Origin of the sequence: Bacillus cereus group sp. N6 (genome assembly GCF_016483705.1) — a bacterium.
In the GTDB taxonomy this organism is placed as follows: Bacteria; Bacillota; Bacilli; order Bacillales; family Bacillaceae_G; genus Bacillus_A; species Bacillus_A wiedmannii.
The window spans coordinates 24,235-42,820 of sequence record NZ_JAEHBI010000031.1 but is presented as its reverse complement, the minus strand read 5'-3'; the positions used below and the strand labels follow the sequence as shown (position 1 = coordinate 42,820).

Genomic DNA, 18,586 nt, shown 5'->3' with positions numbered 1-18,586 from the left:
TTTCTATGTTTTTCGTTTTAGTTCGATTAATTTTTCTTTCGCTAATTCAACAGCAATTGCATCATCTAAATAGCCAATTGGAAAGAGATAGTCGGGAATAATATCTGTCGATAAAATGAAATACAGTAATGCGCCTCCAAGAACTGCACGCTCTTCTTTTGAGATAGTTTCATTGCAAAATTGTTGATACATATCGGTTAATTGTTCAATAAAAGGACCAGCGCTATCAATTTGTTCTAATTTACTCGCGAAACTTTCATGAATACGTTTTTCACCTTCTGTTGTCTGAGCATAGCGTTCATAGTTTTCAAGTTCTTGTTTTACGCGAGTTGTTGTATAGTCAAAATCGAATAAGTTAGAGGATTGCAGCGTTTGCTGAATTGTATCAAGAGATGTGTACATATCCGTCTTTTCTTTATTAATGTGAGGAGAATCAGGATACATTTCATCAAATAACAATTGGGGTGGAACTTGCAAACATTCTGCAAATTTTTGTAGATGTTTTTGTTTTGGCGGTTGTTTACCATTCATAATTCTTGAGATTGTTGCGGGATCAATATTTGTATGCATTCCTAATTGACGCATGGATAAGGCACGTTCTTTTAAAAGTTTTTTTATTAATGTACTAAGCCGCTCATTTGGGTTTTCTTTAGGCATAGTGAAGGCACTCCTTTTTTATTGTTGAAAAAATGTTGAGCATTTCTTACATGTATATGAAACAGACAGGCACAGTTGCTCAACATTTTCATAATATGCATTGAAAAGTGAGAAAAAGGGGTGGCTGTTTATGAGTACGGCAGGTCTATTTTCAATTTTTTTAATCGGTATTGCTTCTAATTTAGATAATGCAGGTGTTGGGATTGCATATGGCATTCGTAAAATTCGAATTTCGTGGCTTAACAATTTTATCATCGCATTTTTTGGTTTTTTATTTACTTTATTAGCTGGCTTTTTTGGGAACTGGATAGCGTTATTTATTTCAGAGTTTACTGCAAACCTAATTGGAGCAATCGTTTTAGGTATAATCGGTGTGTTTATTTTGTGCCAGCCTTTCTTGGGGCAAAGAAATACTGTAGGTTCTAAAGATGGTAATGTACTTATAGGCATTTTACGTGATCCAGAAAAAGCAGATTTTGATGGTTCTAAAACAATTAGTTTTTCAGAAGCAATTGTTTTAGGGGTTGCGTTGTCTATTAATAATATTGCAGGTGGATTTGACGCTGGGGTAACAAACTTGAATCTGTGGCTTACAGCAACTATTTCTGGGGTGTTTAGTTTTATTTGTATTAGTGGTTTTGCTTATGTAGGAAAACGATTTTTAGCAGAATACTTAGGGAAATGGGCTACTGTTATTGCGGGCGTGCTATTAATTCTTATTGGGATAGATCAGTTATTGTGAGGAGAACAGAAAACAATGTTCGAGTATTTCCTTGGAAATATGGCAAAGGATTGCATATATCGACGTACTTTTCTCCATACTAATACAGATTTCTTTTAAAGAAAGGGTGATCTGTATGGGACGCGGAAAAGCATTTGATCATAAGAAAAAAGGGCATGACCATCAACCGCCTAAAGGTGCGTTTATTCATAAAGATGTAAATGAACATACTTTAGAAGAGGAAGAGCTACCAGTAAATATTGAGGCGTATAAAAATAGTTTAAAAAAACATTAAAAGCACCTACATAGGTGCTTTTTCAACGTATATCTTCAATTAGTTGTTCCGATTCTTCATGCATACTGTATTCACTTAACACTTGAATGCAAAGCCACTTTAATTCTTCGACAGTATGTTCAAGTTCTTCTGGAAGCACATGATGAATGTCTTCAAGTCCCATTCCGAAATGAATAAGTTCAAGTACTTGATCATCGATGTTCCGATCCATTAGTAGTTCAAGTACTTCTAAATTGAATATGTATCGGTGAGCTTCATCGAGTGAAACCACTTTTAACTTCAAGCTTTCTACAATACTCAATATAAAAAGAAGAATCGTTTTTTCAAGAACAGGCTGTTTTTCCATTTGAAATATTAGTTTCATCTTTCACACCTCCACATATAGCGCTAGGTTGTACTATATTATTCAGGAGGGGGGAGCAAATATGCATGATATAGAGAAACTTTTAGTACTGTTTTGTAAGGGGATGGATAGCGGATAAAGTTGAGGTTTTTATGAAATGAAAAAAATCCTGCTAGTATAGCAGGATAACTCTGAATTAAAAAATGCTCCAACCTTCTTGAGCAGAAAGAAGTTCAAGAATTTTAAAACCAGCGATACTATTTCCGTTTGCATCTAAAGCCGGTCCGAAAATGCCAATTCCCATTTCTCCTTTTACGCAGCCGAAAATGCCACCAGCTACGCCGCTTTTTGCTGGGATACCAACGCGGATCGCAAATTCACCAGACTCGTTATACATACCACATGTAACCATAAATGTTTTACAGATTTTTGTAATATGTTTAGGGATAATTTGTTTTTTCTTATATGGATCATATCCATCCATCGCAAAAATTAAGCCGATACGTGCTAAATCGATACAGTTTACTTCAACTGCACATTGTCGAGTGTATAAATCCATAAGTTCTTCGATGTCACAATCGATAATTCCGTTTTGTTTCATGTAGTAACAAAGTGAACGGTTTAAGTAAGCTGTCTCTAATTCTGAATTGGCAACTTTAGAAGAATAATTAATGGTAGGATTATCTGTTATTTCACGTACAAAATGAAGGATGCGCTCCATTTTTTTTTCATTATCTTTTCCTGTTAACATGCTCGTAATAGCTAGTGCTCCCGCATTAATCATTGGATTAAGTGGTTTGGATGGACTTGTTGTTTCTAACTTAATAATAGAGTTGAATGGATCACCAGTTGGTTCCATTCCAACTTTAGAAAATACATATTCTTCACCACGATCTAAAAGGGCAAGTGCAAGTGTAATTACTTTTGAAATACTTTGAAGAGTAAATAGTGTTTGTGAGTTGCCAGCATGGATATATTCTGTTTCTTTATGGAAAATGGCAATCCCTAAATCGTCTGGATTTGCATTTCCTAGTTCGGGGATATAAGTAGCAAGCTTTCCTTTTTTCGTATATGGTTTTACTTGTTCTAACAACTGTTGTAAGTTGTTTGTTTCAATGCACTGCATAGTACCAACGCTCCTATTTCGAATTAACTACGTTTACTTTTCCCGATATGCTCGGAAATAAATAATAACATGAAAAGGTGGAATGATAAAACGAAAGTTACATGTTCTATAGTAGGTATTTCGTTTCGAGTATTCTATATTAAAAAAGGAGAATTTTCCTTTTATATAACAGTTTGGAAATAGGAGATTTATCCATAAAAAATTCAAAAATAAAAACTACACATCTATACAACTATATGTTATTATGGTTATGTAAATAGAAAGCGTTTTCTAAGGCGTACTTATAATGATAACGATTTCATAAATTGAATTAGGGGGAATTAAAATGTTGCAGTTTCTACAACGTATTGGTAAAGCGTTAATGCTTCCAATCGCAGTGCTACCAGCAGCAGGATTATTGCTTCGTCTAGGACAACCAGATGTATTTGATATTCCTGTTATGGCACAGGCCGGTGCAGCAGTTTTTGATAATTTAGCACTTATTTTTGCAATTGGTATTGCAATCGGTTTGTCTGTTGATGGTAGTGGTGCAGCAGGTCTTGCAGGTGCAATTGGTTATCTAGTTATGAAAAACAGTATTGATGCACTTAGTAAGGGATATTCTACTGTAGAATTACAAGATAAATTAGGCAAAGTTCAAGATTTAATAGGTAATAGCGCTAATGTAGACCCATCTAAGCTTGCAGATACAATGACACAGGTATCTAAGGCAGCCGAATTATCGACTAAAGTGGATATGAAAGTTTTAGGTGGTATTATTGTCGGTGTTATAGCAGGACTTCTTTATAATAAATTCCATAAGATTAAACTTCCAGAATGGTTAGGGTTCTTTGCTGGAAAACGTTTCGTTCCGATTGTTACATCGGTTGTGATGTTACTATTAGGAATTCTATTCGCACAAATTTGGCCAGCAATTCAAAATGCTATCGATGCATTAGCTCATGGAATTGTTAATTTAGGGGCAGTTGGTTCAGGTCTATTTGGTTTATTAAACCGTCTATTAATTCCAATCGGTTTACACCACGTAATGAACACATACTTCTGGTTCGTACTTGGTGACTTTACAAATGCAGCAGGTAATGTTGTAAATGGTGATATTGCTCGCTTCCTTGCAGGAGATAAAACAGCGGGTATGTTTATGACTGGTTTCTTCCCAGTTATGATGTTCGGTTTACCAGCAGCATGTTTCGCAATGATTGCGGCTGCTAAACCAGAAAAACGTAAAATGGTTACAGGTATGTTAGGTGGTCTAGCATTAACTTCATTCTTAACTGGTATTACAGAACCAATTGAATTCTCATTCATGTTCTTATCACCAGTATTATATGGTATTCATGCTGTATTAACAGGTCTGTCTCTATTTATTACAACAACTCTTGGCATTCACGATGGTTTCACATTTAGTGCCGGTGCAATCGATTACTTCTTAAACTTCGGTATTGCAACAAAACCAGTATTACTGGCGGGAGTCGGTTTAATTTACGCAGTAATTTATTTCGTTGTATTTTACTTCTTAATTAAGAAGTTCGATCTAAAAACTCCTGGTCGCGAAGATGACGACGAGCTAGCTGAAGAGGGTGACGCACCTGTTGCAGGTTCAATTGGTGAAACTTACGTAGCAGCTTTAGGTGGAAAAGAAAACTTAACAGTTATTGATAATTGTGCAACACGTCTACGCTTACAAGTGAAAGATGCTGGTCAAGTAAACGAAGCAGCATTAAAACGTGCTGGTGCAAAAGGTGTTATGAAATTAAGTAACACGAGTGTCCAAGTTATCGTAGGTACAAATGTTGAATCTGTTGCCGATGATATGAAAAAACACGTATAAATAATGAGATAAGAGGATATCCCAAAAGGTTGATAACATCAATTTTTTTAGAGGATATCCTCTTTTTTATGTTAACGATTTAACGGGAATCTTACTTTTGTAAATTTTCTTTTTCTTTTTTATACATATAGGTTGGTAATATGTGCAGTGCGTGATAAAGTAGGGATGATATAGAATAGAGTATCCATAATCTGCTAAAATAAATCTTTAGTAGAGGAAGTAAATTATTGGTGAGTAAGGGGAAAAAAGCAATCATGGATCAGGAAAAAAATAATGCGAATGGGAAAGCACGTCGGCCGATTGTATACATAAAAAGAACAATCATTCTCGTCTTACTATTTTCACTTGTATATTTCATGTATACAAAAATTGTTGCGCATAATAAGAAAGAAGAAACTTTAAAAGCAGCGGCAGAAATGAAGAAACAAGAAGAGCTGAAAAAGAAAGAAGAAGAAAAAAAGAAACAAGAAGCACAAAAACAAAGAGAGCAGGAAGAACAAGAAGAACAAGTGAAGCAAGCACAAGCTGTGGAAAAGCCTGCTGAGGGACCACCTCAAGAAATTAATGAAAACGCTCAATTAGATCAATATTTACAAAACGCAGGATTTAGCGGGACAGCTGTTATTGTGAAGAACGGAAAAGTTCTTTTGAATAAAGGATACGGTATGGCGAACAAAGAGAAACAAGTACCGAATAATTCAGAGACAACTTTTTATATTGGTTCTATTTCAAAGGCATTTGTAGCGACTGCTATTATGCAATTAAAGGATCAAAATAAATTAAATGTAGAGGATACGGTTGCAAAGTATATTCCAGATTTCCCTCAAGGTAATGGGATTCAGTTAAAGCATTTACTAACACATACATCAGGAATTCCAGAGTATGAGCAAGGAACAGAGGATATTTCTCATGAAGAACTGATAAAACGAATAGGAAAGCAAAAGCGTGTTGGGAGCCCAGGAGAGAAATGGAAATATTCCGATTCGAACTATTCGATACTCGCCTATATCGCTGAGAAGGTAAGTGGACAACCGTTAGAAGACTATATTAAACAACATATTTTTGCTACTGCGGGTATGAAACATTCTGGTTTCGGTAAAGCGTTAGAGCAAACAAGGTTCCCATCAACAGGTTATAAAATAGTAAATAACAATATGACAACACCTAATATTCCAAGTATGTCACAACTATATGGTTGTGGTGATATATATACAAGTGCACATGATTTATATTTATTTAATGAAGCACTCTTCTCTGGAAAGCTGATTTCAAAAGAGAGTTATAATCAAATGTTTACGGCTGTGAAAAAGGATTACGGATTTGGTTGGTATGTAGACCCGGGAAGTTATTCGAATCACGGTGTAATGCCAGGATGGAATTGTTTAAATGGATTTAGCAAAAACGGAAGTGTGTATGTCGTTTTATTATCTAACATTCAAAATAATATTAAATCGTTTGGTAAAGTGAATAACGACATTTATACGATGTTGCGAAATATTGAAGTGTAAGAGGCTATCCTATTGGATAGTCTTTTTTTATTGAGGAAGTGTAGGGGCAATGGGATAATGAAATAAAGTGAAACTTTAATCAGTGGGGGATTCTTCATCCCTCACTGATTATTAGCCCTCACCAATCGGGCTTTTACGGGCAGTCGATCCCCCACCTAACTTCTTTGCTTTCGCTGAATTTTGAAGTGGGGGTCTTACTGCCCGGCGAATAGCGGGATAAATGGAAAAGGGGGAGGAGTATGAGTATAGATAGGCATCACGCACGTAATGCAAAACGCATTTTTTTTGTATCTATTATTGTATGGGTTATTGTCACAATTGTATTAGTGATGGAATATAAAAAAGGGACGCTATTCACTTCGGAGAAAGAAAATTTGAAATTAATAAGTGTTGTAATACCGGCATTTGGATTATTCATATATAGCTTTATGGAAAAACGAAGATCAAAAATACTTAAAAAGGAAATTTATAATATAGAGAATTCTGAATTATTTGAGCAACAAAAATTTGTTGTTCGTAAAGAGGTAGGGATATTTCAAGTAATAACGTACTTTGGATTAGATGGCAGTGCATTAGGTTTTTTAAAAGAAGAGTATGATTTTGTTATTCAACGTGTATGGCAAGTTGTACTTTCTTTTCTTTTAAAGGGACTACATAAGCAACAATTTTATTTATATAATCACTCGGGAGAAAGATTGTTGCGTGTTCAAAAGGAGATGGGAGTACGAAACTTCTATACTTTTTCTAATATAGATGGAAAGAAAATTGGAGAGTTGAAACAAGTACTAAGTTTAACAAAGTGGGAATGGACCTTTTTAGGGATGGATGGTGAAGAAATTGGTAAAGTGGCTGGCGATTTCTCAGCAACAATGCAGAAAATAGATTGGCGAGATGGAACGCATATTGATGTAAAAGAAGATGGTATTCCTTTAGAAGCTGTTAAGTATTTCTCGGCAAGTGGTGGTTCACTTGTTACAGCTTCTATAAGTGAACAGGCAGAATTACCACGAGCGGTTTATTATAGTGCAGCTGCCATTGTTACAATTAAAAATTAAAATATACATAAAGATAGATGGGATACCATCTATCTTTTTTGTGTGACTAGAAAAGATGGTTTCTTTGAAAAATGTATGCCTTACCTATCACAAAAAAAGCCTGCTCTGTATACATTAAGATGTATGGATGTGTTTTTATACTTTAAAAATAATAGGAGGAGAAGTGTATGTGTTTGTTCGGTAAGTATTGGAAAAAGCTATCGAGATTGTTTAATAGACAATTAGATTATTTTTTAGATAATAAGTTATTGCCTGCTGTGGAGAGACTTTTATTTTCACAAAACTTCGCGAGATTTATTCAAAGAAACTCTAAGCAAGCTACGGAAGAAGTTATTGAATCAAGTAGATTTCAATCTATTATTTGTAACATTTTAAAAGAATGTAATACATCACCTTTTAAAGAAATTGCAGAGCAGTATTTGGGTAAAAACGTAGAGATTACTGTGACAGTTGGACAGTTAACGGGTGTGATTGTAGCAGTTGGTGATGATTTCTTAACACTGCAAGAAGGAATAGGAACAGAAGTTTTATTACCATTTACAAGTATTATATCAATTAAAGAAGCGTAAGAAAGGAGAGTTATATATGTTATTTACTGATGAATTACGTAACCATGTTGGTGAACTAGTGCAAGTTGTGACAGCTGTAGAAATCATTGCAGGCGTTCTTTTATCTGTGACGGATGGGGCAGTAATTGTTCGTACTTCTCCTTCTTATGGACCACCAGAAGATGTAGTTGTACGTATTCCGATTATTGCTTATGTTCGCTTGGAAGGGTAAGCGTGATACAAGTATGAGAGTGTCAGTTGTTATTCCAGTGCATAATGAAGCAAGTACTTTATCAAAAGTTTTAGTAGAAGTAAGGAAGTTGGAACCATATGAAATTATCATAGTAGATAATGGATCGACAGATGGTACGAAAGAAATAGCGTTACAGCATAATTGCCGTGTGATTTATTATAGATATTCTCTTGGTAATGATGTGGGACGGGCAATTGGTGCTAGAGAAGCAAAAGGTGAAATTGTTTTATTTTTAGATGGCGATATCGTCATGAAAAGTGAAGAATTATACAATTTTATTAAAGGAATACAGCAAGGACATGAGATTGTTTTAAATAATTTAACATGGTCCGTTTATTTGAAGATGAGACCGCATTATACGACGGTTGGAAAATATATGTTAAACCGTTATTTGAACAAAAAAGAATTTGTTGTAGGATCTTTAATTGCGATACCACATGCGATAAGTCGTGAAGTGATTGAAGAACTAGGGTGGTGGAATTTAGCGGATCCAGCACTATTTCAAGCGATAGCGATGTCTAGAGGAGTAGATATTTCTGATATGGCTTCAGTTGATGTCATTTACACAAATAAAGTTCGTCCTGTCCATACGGGCACATCACCTGGCTCTCCTTATCCGAAAGCGACTAGTCGTATTATGGGTGATCATTTGCGAGCTTTACAATACGTAATCGAAACATACGGTAATCGCGGTGGTTTTTCAGAGGGCAATAAAGATAGGGAGTTTGTAGGAAAGTATAAACCAGTTTTATTACAAAAGAAAAAAGCGAAATATAGTGCCATTATCCCAGTATCAGAAGAGAAAACAACTATAAGGTCTGTTATACAAGAAGTGAAAAAAGCAGGTGTAGATGAAATTATAGTTGTTGTGAATGGAGCTGCCGTAAAGACCATTAAACAAGTAAAGCTAGAGAATGTTATTGTTGTTGAGTTGGATGAAGTGCTTGGGCATAATGTAGCACGGGCGATAGGGGCCATGTATGCTACGGCAGATATTTGTTTATTTGTTGATGGTGATTTTGTTATTCCAGCAACAAATTTAATTCTATTTTTGCGTGCTATTGAAGATGGAAGTGATGTGGCATTAAATGATTTACAGTGTTTATTAGATATGTTTCATCCAGCAGATCCAATTAGCATGGGAAAATATTTTGTGAATTTGATAGCGAAGCGACCAGATTTATGGAATAACTCATTAACAGCAGTACCACACGCTATGCATAAAAAAGTAATAGAGAAAATTGGTTATGATTCTCTTGTGATTCCTCCATTAGCTCAGGTGAAAGCTATTTTAGAAGGATTCTCTATTACAGCAGTAGAGTTAGTAGATGTTATAAAAACAAATCGAGTACGTCCAGAGCAACACGAATTTGTAAATGGGCGTATTTCAGCATTTGATCGTATTTTCGGTGATCAAATTGAGGCGATTGCGTATTTATTACAATGTACAGACGAACGCGGTGGCTTTACGGATGGAGATAGAGATAGAGATATCATTCAACAATTGAGAAGGGAAGAAGAGAATACAAATGAATAGTAGTAAAGTAGCTATTATTGGCTTAGGGTATGTTGGCCTTCCTTTAGCAGTCCATTTTGCAGAGAGAGGGCATACAGTACTTGGGTTAGATAAAGATATTAGAAAAATAGAATCAATTATAAAAGGAGAAAGCTATATTCCGGATGTTTCTTCTAAAGAGTTACAAAGTTTATTGGTGAAAAAAAAATTAATAGTGAACACACCGGATCAAGGCATTGCTGATTTTCAAAATAGTGATTATGTTATTGTTACTGTCCCGACTCCGATTAATGAACAAAGAGAACCAGACTTAAGTGCCCTCATTTCAGCCTCACATTATATACAACAAAACCTTCAAAAAGGACAAACCTTCATTTTTGAAAGCTCCACATATCCAGGTACACTCGAGGAAGTTATCATTCCTATTATTTCTCAAACAGGTAAAAAGGTAGGAGAAGATTTCTATATCGGATATTCCCCTGAGAGAATTGATCCGGCTAATAGTCACTATTCTGTTCAAACGATTCCAAAAGTTATTAGTGGACAAACAGAAAAGTGTAAACAAAAAGTTCAGGAGTTGTATAGCACTACATTTGATGTCGTTGTTCCAGTTAGTTCTCCGAAAGTAGCGGAAATGTGTAAGTTATTTGAAAATATTCAGCGCCTAGTCAATATTTCATTAGTAAATGAGTTAAACACACTATGTGAAAGTTTAGGAATTGATTTTTATGAGGCAATTGAAGCCGCATCTACAAAACCGTTTGGATTTACCCCATATTGGCCAGGACCAGGAATAGGAGGACATTGTATTCCAGTAGATCCTTTATATTTCCAATGGAGAATAAAAAGGAATGGGGAAATTAGTCAATTAATTGAGGCTGCACATGTGATTAATGAAGAAATGCCAGAGAAAATAGTCCGGAAAGTAAAAGGCATGGTGCAATCACCTGCATCAGTTTTAATTGTAGGAATTGCATATAAGAAAGATGTAAATGATTTGAGAGAATCACCGGCTTTACCAATTATTGAATTGTTACTAAAAGAAGGATATGAAATCGAATATCACGATCCATATATTTCTTCTGCAAAGTTTGAAGGCAAGGTGTACCAATCTGTTTCTTTGGATGAACATGTCGTTAAACAAGCGGGTTGTATATTAATTTTAACTGATCACTCTAATATCGATTGGAAGCTTTTTAAAGGTATGAAGCGAGTAATAGATACACGTGGAATTATAAAGAAGGTGAGTGTATGAGTAAGAAATGTTTAATTACAGGTGGAGCAGGATTTATTGGTTCACATTTAGCTGAAGAGCTGGTGAAAAGAGGGTATGGGGTTACGATCGTTGATAACTTCTATAAAGGGAAAAATAAATATCATGATGAGTTAATGAAAGAAATTCGAGTTATTCCAATAAGTGTTTTAGATAAAAATTCTATTTATGAATTAGTAAACCAACATGATGTAGTGTTTCATTTAGCAGCAATTTTAGGCGTGAAAACGACAATGGAAAAGAGTATAGAGCTTATTGAAACGAATTTTGATGGAACGAGAAACATTTTACAAGCAGCGCTAAAAGAAAAGAAGAAAGTGGTCTTTGCTTCTACTTCAGAAGTATATGGTAAGGCAAAGCCACCCTTCTCTGAAGAGGGAGATCGATTATACGGGGCAACTTCTAAAATACGCTGGAGTTATGCAGTGTGTAAAACATTAGAAGAAACATTATGTTTAGGATACGCATTAGAAGGTTTACCGGTAACGATTGTTCGTTATTTTAATATTTATGGTCCAAGAGCGAAAGATGGTCCGTATGCAGGGGTAATCCCACGATTTATTAGTGCGGCTTTGCAAGGAGAAGACATTCTCGTATATGGAGATGGAGAGCAGACACGTTGTTTTACGTATGTAAGTGATGCGGTAGAGGCAACGATTCGAGCGATGGATGAGAATGTAAATGGTGAAATTATTAACATAGGTTCTGACAATGAAAAGAGTATAAAAGAAGTGGCAGAAGTAATTAAAAAGCTAACGAAATCCTCTTCAAAGATTGTTCAAGTTCCTTTTGAAGAGGTGTACCCACATAGCTTTGAAGAAATTCCAAATAGAAGACCAGATGTTGCGAAATTAAGAGAACTTGTTCAGTTTCAAGCAGAAGTAACATGGGAAGAAGGATTGAAAGAAACTATTAAGTGGTTCCGTGAAGAAAATAATGGCTAAGTCACTATCGGTCATTATACCTGTATATAATGAAGTTGAAACGATTTCAGATGTTATCCAATCGGCAAAAGGATTAAATCCAATAGAGATTATTGTAGTAGCAAACGGTTGTAACGATGGTACAGAAGAGGTTGCTGATCGTTTAGGGTGTAAAGTAATCAAGTATATAGAGCTACTAGGGAACGATGTTGGCCGCGCGATTGGCGCAAAACACGCGATAGGTGATGTATTACTATTTATAGATGGAGATTTTGCTATTCAAACTTCAAAATTACAATTATTCCTTAATCCGATTTTACATGATCAGGCCGACATCGTTTTAAATAATTTGGACGCATTATTTTTAAAGAAACAAAAACCGCACGCCGTGACAGTATGGCGCCAAATATTAAATGCAATGTTAGAGCGTGAAGAATTAAAAATTGATTCCTTATTAGATGCACCTCATGCGCTGACGAAAGAGGTCGTTCAAAGCATCGGATATGAATGTTTTGTTAATCCTATTTTGGCTCATTTACGCCTCGTTCAAAGTGAATGGAGAATTAGTCGGCATTGTGCAATTGACGTTATTACGCCAAATAAATTTCGGCCGACCGAGCATGCTGCGTACGGCACGGGTCTTTCGCAATCTGAAAAACGGATGATAGGTGATCATATAGAAGCTGTAGCGGAGCGAATAGTAGGTAGCGATGAGCGCGGAGGGTATTGTGATGGAAATAGGAAAAGAGATAGTGTCTATCATACTTTAGATTTCGAAGATTTTTATCAAGGATGGGGCGTTACATCTAAATTGTATAAAGGAAAGCAATTATCGGTCGTCATTCCTGTACAAAATGAAGAGAAGACGATTGGAAACGTTATAGAAGAGCTCCGCAAAATTGAACCTTTTGAAATTATCGTTGTTGTAAATGGTTCGTCTGATAAAACAGCAACGATTGCAAAAGACAAGGGAGCAACAACAATTGTATATAAAGAAGCACTTGGCAACGATGTGGGACGTTCACTTGGGACTTATTTCGCCAAAGGAGAAATTGTATTATTTATAGACGGTGATTTTGTTATTCCAGCTAGTGAGCTATATCCATTTGCAAAAGCTATTGCAGATGGAATGGATGTCGCATTAAATGATCTAAATCATTATTTAGATTTAAGAGTACCGCTTCATCTTGTAACTGCATTTAAATATGCATTAAATTTAGCTTGTGATAGAAAAGATTTAGGAGTAGGATCTCTTATCGCTGTACCTAATGCGTTTAGCCAGAAGTGTTTGAAATCAATTGGGTATAGGTCTTTATTGTCACCTTGCGTAGCGCAAGTGAAAGCTATTCTTTCAGGATTCGAAATTGCGTGTGTAAGTCGTGTAGAGGTCGATAAGATGAACCGCATTCGTCCCAGTGAACATTTTGCAAAAATAGGTCATCCTCCAGCTGTCTTGCGAATTATAGGTGATCATATAGAAGGATTAGAGCAATTAATTGTATTAGAAGGTAGCCGTGGTGGATTCTATGATGGGAATAGAAAAAGAGATGTTTTAGAGTAGTAACAAAAAAAGTGTACAACATATGTACACTTTTTTGTTCTGTTATAAAAACTATAACAGATTAGGAGATAAGAGTATTACAGCTCTACAATGGGTATTGTTCTTATATTACAAAATAGGACTCGTATATAAGGATACCAAAAAAATACAATTAAGGAAAGGGTTAATTATAAAGACTTTTAAGTGAAGTTAACACTATGCATATAGTAGTTTGCTCAACATTTCACAAACATGTCACAACTATTTCGTTCACTTTAGCAAAAAAGTAGTATTCTAAGTGTGTAAGCTGTTATATAAAAAATCTTAGTCCTGTACTAATCAAAAATGGAGGAGATTAGGATGACTCAAGTATTAGAAAATGTTAAAAACGCATGGGAAAACTTTAAAGGTGAAAAATGGAAAGCAGAGATTGATGTTCGCGATTTCATTTTAAATAATGTAAACGTTTTCGAAGGAGACGAATCTTTCTTAGCGGGAGCAACTGAAGCAACGAAACAACTTTGGGATCAAGTAATGGATTTAACAACGAAAGAACGTGAAAACGGTGGCGTTCTTGATATGGATACAAAAATTGTTTCTTCTATTACATCACATGAACCAGGATATTTAAATAAAGATATTGAAAAAGTAGTCGGTTTCCAAACTGAAAAACCATTTAAACGTTCTTTACAACCATATGGTGGTATTCGTATGGCGGAACAAGCTTGTGAATCTTATGGATACGAAATGGATAAAGAGCTTAGTCGTATTTTTAGAGATTGGAGAAAAACTCATAACCAAGGTGTATTCGATGCTTATACACCAGAAATGAGAAATGCACGTAAATCAGGTGTAATTACTGGTCTTCCAGATGCATACGGACGTGGACGTATTATCGGTGACTACCGACGCGTAGCATTATATGGTATTGATCATTTAATTGAAGCGAAAAAAGCTGATTTGAATTTAACTGGCGGTGTAATGAGCGAAGATACAATGCGTTTACGCGAAGAGTTATCTGAGCAAATGCGTGCACTTCAAGAGTTAAAACAAATGGCTGCTTCTCATGGCTTTGATATTTCTAAGCCAGCAACAAACACACAAGAAGCATTCCAATGGTTATACTTCGCATATCTTGCAGCAATTAAAGAGCAAAACGGAGCTGCAATGAGTCTTGGACGTACTTCTACATTCTTAGATATTTATATTGAAAGAGATTTAGCAAATGGTACTTTAACAGAAGAAGAAGTACAAGAAATTGTGGATCACTTCATTATGAAATTACGTCTTGTGAAATTTGCAAGAACACCTGATTATAATGAATTATTCTCTGGTGACCCAACTTGGGTAACTGAGTCTATCGGTGGTATGGCATTAGATGGTCGTCCATTAGTAACAAAGAACTCATTCCGTTTCTTGCATACATTAGATAATTTAGGACCAGCTCCAGAACCAAACTTAACAGTTCTTTGGTCTAAACAATTACCGCAGAACTTTAAAAACTACTGTGCGAAAATGTCTATTAAAACATCAGCAATTCAATATGAAAATGATGACATTATGCGTGCTGACTACGGCGATGACTACGGAATTGCTTGTTGTGTATCTGCAATGAGAATTGGTAAACAAATGCAGTTCTTCGGCGCACGTGCAAACTTAGCAAAAGCATTACTATATGCGATTAACGGTGGTAAAGATGAAAAATCTAAAGCACAAGTTGGTCCTGAGTACGCACCGATTACTTCTGAAGTATTAGATTATGAAGAAGTTATGCGTAAGTTTGATATGACAATGGAATGGTTAGCAGGTCTATATTTAAACACATTAAATGTTATTCATTACATGCATGATAAATATAGCTACGAACGTATTGAAATGGCACTTCATGATACAAATGTTCTTCGTACAATGGCAACAGGTATCGCGGGTCTATCTGTAGTAGCAGACTCTTTAAGTGCAATTAAACACGCAAAAGTAAAACCAATTCGTGATGAAAACGGTATTGCAGTTGACTTTGAAATCGAAGGAGATTTCCCTAAATACGGTAACAATGATGACCGTGTAGATGAAATCGCTGTAAATCTTGTAAAAACATTTATGAATAAACTTCGTAAACATAAAACATACAGAAATTCTGTTCATACAATGTCGATCTTAACAATCACATCTAACGTTGTATACGGTAAGAAAACTGGTAACACTCCAGATGGTCGCCGTACTGGAGAACCATTTGCACCAGGTGCGAACCCAATGCATGGTCGTGATACAAAAGGTGCATTAGCTTCATTATTATCTGTAGCTAAATTACCATATGAAGATGCACAAGATGGTATTTCTAATACATTCTCTATTATTCCAAAAGCACTTGGTAAAGAAGATGATGTACAAGTACGTAACTTAGTATCAATGCTTGATGGTTATGCAGTAAAAGAAGGCCATCACTTAAATATTAACGTATTTAATCGTGAAACATTAATGGATGCGATGGAACATCCTGAGAAATATCCACAATTAACAATTCGCGTATCTGGTTACGCTGTAAACTTTATTAAATTAACTCGTGAACAACAAATCGATGTAATTAATCGTACAATGCATGAAAGTATGTAAGTGAAAAAGTGTCCCTCTGCTTTTTATAAATAGCAGAGGGGGGCTGCTTCAATAAAGGAGGAAGTAACATGATAAAAGGAAGAATTCATTCTGTAGAGTCTTGTGGTACTGTTGATGGCCCAGGAATTCGTTATGTCATATTTACACAAGGGTGTTTATTACGTTGTCAATACTGTCATAATGCTGATACGTGGGAGATCGGTAAAGGAAAAGAAATAACAGTTGAAGAAGTAATGCAGGATGTGACATGTTACCTTCCTTTTATTGAAGCTTCTGGAGGCGGTATAACAGTTAGTGGTGGTGAACCATTATTACAGCTAGATTTCTTAATTGAATTATTTAAGAAATGTAAGGAAGTTGGAATTCATACAACAATTGATTCTTCGGGTGGTTGTTATTCTGAAGAACCAGAATTCCAAAATAAGCTAGATATTTTAATGGATTACACAGATTTAGTTTTATTGGATTTGAAACATATTGATTCAAAGAAACACCGTAAATTAACAGGGAAACCAAATGAACATATTTTACAATTTGCTCGTTATTTATCGGATAAAAATAAACCAATTTGGGTAAGACACGTATTAGTTCCTGGTGTTACGGATAATGAAGAGGATCTACAAAAATTATCTAGCTTTATTCAAAGCCTGTCTAATGTTCAGAAGGTTGAAGTGCTACCATATCATAAGCTTGGTGTATATAAATGGGAGGCACTTGGGCATAAATATCCACTCGCGAATGTAGAACCACCTACTGAAAAAAATGTAGAGCAAGCAAGACATATTTTACAAGCAGTCTAATCCAAATATTGGATTAGGCTTTTTGCTTTCTTTACAATAAAACCTAGAGTATGTATATAGAAAAGAGTATACTAAAAATAGAATATCCATATTTTTGTAAGGAATAAGTGGAGAAATTTACATAATTGTAAAGGGAAATCAAAATAGTAAAAAGAATTAAGAAGTAAAAGAGTGAGTATCATGGAATAGAGAACATTTGTAAGTTATTGCGAAAGCTCTTATAGGAAAGTATAATGTAAAGATATGAGCACAGATAGGATTAAGGGGTCAATCTTATATGCTTTGCATATCCACGACAGGTACATAGCTGAAAGAGAAGTATTAGAATCTGTTTATGTAATTTTTAAGGAAAATGTTTTTCCTATTGTCGTATATGCAATATGGAGAAACAATAAGCTAGGAGTGGATTTGTTTGATAAAAAACCCCAAGGTTTTAATATTAACTGCACATTACGGTAATGGTCATGTGCAAGTAGCGAAAACATTAGAACAAACATTTCGCCAAAAAGGAATTAAAGATGTAATTGTATGCGATTTGTTCGGAGAATCACATCCAATTATAACCGATATTACAAAATATTTATATTTAAAAAGTTATACAATAGGAAAAGAATTATACCGCTTGTTTTATTATGGCGTAGAAAAAATTTATGATAAAAAAATAGCATCTTGGTATGCGAACTTTGGAAGAAAACGTTTGAAATTACTTTTACAAGCAGAGAAACCGGATATTGTTATTAATACTTTTCCGATCATAGCTGTACCAGAGTTAAAAAAGCAAACAGGTATTTCAATTCCTGTTTATAACGTATTAACGGATTTTTGTGTGCACAAAATATGGATTCATCGGGAAGTAGATCGTTATTTTGTAGCAACGGATCACGTGAAAAAAATTATGGTTGATATTGGTGTGCCCTCGGAGCAAATTGTTGAAACTGGAATTCCGATTCGTAGTAGTTTTGAGCTGAAGATCAATCCAGACATTATATATAATAAATATCAGTTATGTAAGAATAAAAAGATTTTACTAATTGTAGCAGGTGCTCATGGGGTATTAGGAAGTGTAAAAGAACTATGCCAATCATTTATGTCATTACCTGATTTACAAGTAGTTGTCGTTTGTGGAAAGAATGAAGCGTTAAAACAGGATTTATTAGGAGTACAGGAAAAAAATCCTGATGCATTAAAAGTATTTGGTTATGTTGAAAATATTGATGAATTATTCCGTGTTACTTCTTGTATGATTACGAAGCCAGGCGGTATTACGTTAAGTGAAGCGGCAGCATTGCAAGTACCTGTCATTTTATATAAGCCTGTTCCAGGGCAAGAAAATGAAAATGCGATGTACTTTGAAAGAAAAGGAGCTGCAGTTGTGATTCGTGATGATAGTGAGGTTTTTGCAAAGACAGAGGCGTTATTACAAGATGATATGAAGCTTCTTCAAATGAAAGAAGCGATGAAAAGCATTTATCGTCCGGAGCCAGCTGGTCATATTGTGGATACAATTTTGACAGAAAATCATGTAGAACCGAATCATATACCTATTAAATCACCTGCTCTTGCACAATTATTTACTTAATATGAAACCCT

General features: G+C 35.2%; 18 protein-coding genes. 15 read left to right on the top strand and 3 right to left on the bottom strand.

The window, feature by feature from the left end; genetic code table 11:
• Window positions 1–3 precede the first annotated feature (3 nt).
• Complete coding sequence (locus JDS99_RS20100) at window positions 4–657, bottom strand: DUF1232 domain-containing protein (protein ID WP_001123723.1); 654 nt, start codon at window positions 655–657, stop codon at window positions 4–6.
• A gap of 130 nt (window positions 658–787) precedes the next feature.
• Between JDS99_RS20100 and ytaF the strand changes: the two genes are divergently transcribed.
• Complete coding sequence (gene ytaF, locus JDS99_RS20095) at window positions 788–1,399, top strand: sporulation membrane protein YtaF (protein ID WP_097889305.1); 612 nt, start codon at window positions 788–790, stop codon at window positions 1,397–1,399.
• A 115-nt stretch (window positions 1,400–1,514) separates the two neighbouring features.
• On the top strand, window positions 1,515–1,673 hold the full coding sequence (locus JDS99_RS20090; RefSeq protein WP_000532409.1) for a hypothetical protein: 159 nt from the start codon (window positions 1,515–1,517) through the stop codon (window positions 1,671–1,673).
• 22 nt (window positions 1,674–1,695) lie between these two features.
• On the opposite strand, the gene JDS99_RS20085 is transcribed toward JDS99_RS20090, so the two are convergent.
• Together JDS99_RS20085 and glsA are read right to left on the bottom strand one after the other, a co-directional pair.
• On the bottom strand, window positions 1,696–2,037 hold the full coding sequence (locus tag JDS99_RS20085) for a DUF3969 family protein (protein ID WP_199695589.1): 342 nt from the start codon (window positions 2,035–2,037) through the stop codon (window positions 1,696–1,698).
• A 175-nt stretch (window positions 2,038–2,212) separates the two neighbouring features.
• Window positions 2,213–3,142 carry a glutaminase A gene (gene glsA / locus JDS99_RS20080; RefSeq protein WP_001149862.1) on the bottom strand — a complete coding sequence of 310 codons (930 nt, stop codon included), beginning with the start codon at window positions 3,140–3,142 and terminating at the stop codon, window positions 2,213–2,215.
• 69 nt (window positions 3,143–3,211) lie between these two features.
• Here glsA and JDS99_RS32590 point away from each other — a divergent pair, with 69 nt between their 5' ends.
• From JDS99_RS32590 to JDS99_RS20020, 13 genes are all read left to right on the top strand, one after another.
• Entirely contained in the window at window positions 3,212–3,325 is a 114-nt protein-coding gene (locus tag JDS99_RS32590; RefSeq protein WP_074651593.1) for a transcriptional regulator, read from the top strand.
• Between the two features lie 142 nt (window positions 3,326–3,467).
• Window positions 3,468–4,970 (top strand): N-acetylglucosamine-specific PTS transporter subunit IIBC, encoded by a 1,503-nt coding sequence (gene nagE, locus JDS99_RS20075; protein ID WP_048567302.1) that lies wholly within the window; start codon window positions 3,468–3,470, stop codon window positions 4,968–4,970.
• 254 nt (window positions 4,971–5,224) lie between these two features.
• Entirely contained in the window at window positions 5,225–6,478 is a 1,254-nt protein-coding gene (locus JDS99_RS20070; RefSeq protein WP_097889313.1) for a serine hydrolase domain-containing protein, read from the top strand.
• Between the two features lie 239 nt (window positions 6,479–6,717).
• Entirely contained in the window at window positions 6,718–7,533 is an 816-nt protein-coding gene (locus JDS99_RS20065) for a sugar ABC transporter ATP-binding protein (protein ID WP_088609561.1), read from the top strand.
• 167 nt (window positions 7,534–7,700) lie between these two features.
• Complete coding sequence (locus JDS99_RS20060) at window positions 7,701–8,102, top strand: LSm family protein (protein ID WP_046953685.1); 402 nt, start codon at window positions 7,701–7,703, stop codon at window positions 8,100–8,102.
• A gap of 16 nt (window positions 8,103–8,118) precedes the next feature.
• The gene (locus JDS99_RS20055) at window positions 8,119–8,313 is read left to right on the top strand and encodes an LSm family protein (RefSeq protein WP_000899469.1); all 195 of its coding nucleotides are present in this window, start codon (window positions 8,119–8,121) and stop codon (window positions 8,311–8,313) included.
• A gap of 13 nt (window positions 8,314–8,326) precedes the next feature.
• A complete protein-coding gene (locus tag JDS99_RS20050) occupies window positions 8,327–9,871 on the top strand; it encodes a glycosyltransferase family 2 protein (RefSeq protein ID WP_199695588.1) in 1,545 nt (514 codons plus the stop codon).
• A complete protein-coding gene (locus JDS99_RS20045; protein WP_075313226.1) occupies window positions 9,864–11,105 on the top strand; it encodes a nucleotide sugar dehydrogenase in 1,242 nt (413 codons plus the stop codon). Before JDS99_RS20050 ends, JDS99_RS20045 begins: the two co-directional genes overlap by 8 nt.
• Window positions 11,102–12,067 carry an NAD-dependent epimerase/dehydratase family protein gene (locus tag JDS99_RS20040; RefSeq protein ID WP_199695587.1) on the top strand — a complete coding sequence of 322 codons (966 nt, stop codon included), beginning with the start codon at window positions 11,102–11,104 and terminating at the stop codon, window positions 12,065–12,067. The genes JDS99_RS20045 and JDS99_RS20040 overlap by 4 nt, the downstream gene beginning before the upstream one ends.
• Window positions 12,060–13,607, top strand: coding sequence for a glycosyltransferase family 2 protein (locus JDS99_RS20035; RefSeq protein ID WP_199695592.1), 1,548 nt, complete (start codon window positions 12,060–12,062; stop codon window positions 13,605–13,607). The genes JDS99_RS20040 and JDS99_RS20035 overlap by 8 nt, the downstream gene beginning before the upstream one ends.
• A gap of 339 nt (window positions 13,608–13,946) precedes the next feature.
• Window positions 13,947–16,196 carry a formate C-acetyltransferase gene (gene pflB / locus JDS99_RS20030; protein WP_088609562.1) on the top strand — a complete coding sequence of 750 codons (2,250 nt, stop codon included), beginning with the start codon at window positions 13,947–13,949 and terminating at the stop codon, window positions 16,194–16,196.
• Window positions 16,197–16,264: 68 nt separating this feature from the next.
• A complete protein-coding gene (gene pflA, locus JDS99_RS20025) occupies window positions 16,265–16,996 on the top strand; it encodes a pyruvate formate-lyase-activating protein (RefSeq protein ID WP_000589742.1) in 732 nt (243 codons plus the stop codon).
• A gap of 412 nt (window positions 16,997–17,408) precedes the next feature.
• Window positions 17,409–18,575, top strand: coding sequence for a diglucosyl diacylglycerol synthase (locus tag JDS99_RS20020; protein ID WP_199695586.1), 1,167 nt, complete (start codon window positions 17,409–17,411; stop codon window positions 18,573–18,575).
• Window positions 18,576–18,586 lie beyond the last annotated feature (11 nt).

Excerpts from the sequence above, each read along its gene's own strand:
- JDS99_RS20065 (WP_088609561.1), top strand. The coding sequence starts at position 6,718 with ATGAGTATAGATAGGCATCACGCACGTAATGCAAAACGCATTTTTTTT.
- JDS99_RS20050 (WP_199695588.1), top strand. The coding sequence starts at position 8,327 with ATGAGAGTGTCAGTTGTTATTCCAGTGCATAATGAAGCAAGTACTTTA.
- pflA (WP_000589742.1), top strand. The coding sequence starts at position 16,265 with ATGATAAAAGGAAGAATTCATTCTGTAGAGTCTTGTGGTACTGTTGAT.
- ytaF (WP_097889305.1), top strand. The coding sequence starts at position 788 with ATGAGTACGGCAGGTCTATTTTCAATTTTTTTAATCGGTATTGCTTCT.
- JDS99_RS20045 (WP_075313226.1), top strand. The coding sequence starts at position 9,864 with ATGAATAGTAGTAAAGTAGCTATTATTGGCTTAGGGTATGTTGGCCTT.
- JDS99_RS20035 (WP_199695592.1), top strand. The coding sequence starts at position 12,060 with ATGGCTAAGTCACTATCGGTCATTATACCTGTATATAATGAAGTTGAA.
- JDS99_RS20085 (WP_199695589.1), bottom strand. The coding sequence starts at position 2,037 with ATGAAACTAATATTTCAAATGGAAAAACAGCCTGTTCTTGAAAAAACG.
- JDS99_RS20040 (WP_199695587.1), top strand. The coding sequence starts at position 11,102 with ATGAGTAAGAAATGTTTAATTACAGGTGGAGCAGGATTTATTGGTTCA.
- JDS99_RS20100 (WP_001123723.1), bottom strand. The coding sequence starts at position 657 with ATGCCTAAAGAAAACCCAAATGAGCGGCTTAGTACATTAATAAAAAAA.
- JDS99_RS32590 (WP_074651593.1), top strand. The coding sequence starts at position 3,212 with ATGAAAAGGTGGAATGATAAAACGAAAGTTACATGTTCTATAGTAGGT.
- JDS99_RS20055 (WP_000899469.1), top strand. The coding sequence starts at position 8,119 with ATGTTATTTACTGATGAATTACGTAACCATGTTGGTGAACTAGTGCAA.
- pflB (WP_088609562.1), top strand. The coding sequence starts at position 13,947 with ATGACTCAAGTATTAGAAAATGTTAAAAACGCATGGGAAAACTTTAAA.
- glsA (WP_001149862.1), bottom strand. The coding sequence starts at position 3,142 with ATGCAGTGCATTGAAACAAACAACTTACAACAGTTGTTAGAACAAGTA.
- JDS99_RS20090 (WP_000532409.1), top strand. The coding sequence starts at position 1,515 with ATGGGACGCGGAAAAGCATTTGATCATAAGAAAAAAGGGCATGACCAT.
- JDS99_RS20060 (WP_046953685.1), top strand. The coding sequence starts at position 7,701 with ATGTGTTTGTTCGGTAAGTATTGGAAAAAGCTATCGAGATTGTTTAAT.
- JDS99_RS20070 (WP_097889313.1), top strand. The coding sequence starts at position 5,225 with ATGGATCAGGAAAAAAATAATGCGAATGGGAAAGCACGTCGGCCGATT.
- nagE (WP_048567302.1), top strand. The coding sequence starts at position 3,468 with ATGTTGCAGTTTCTACAACGTATTGGTAAAGCGTTAATGCTTCCAATC.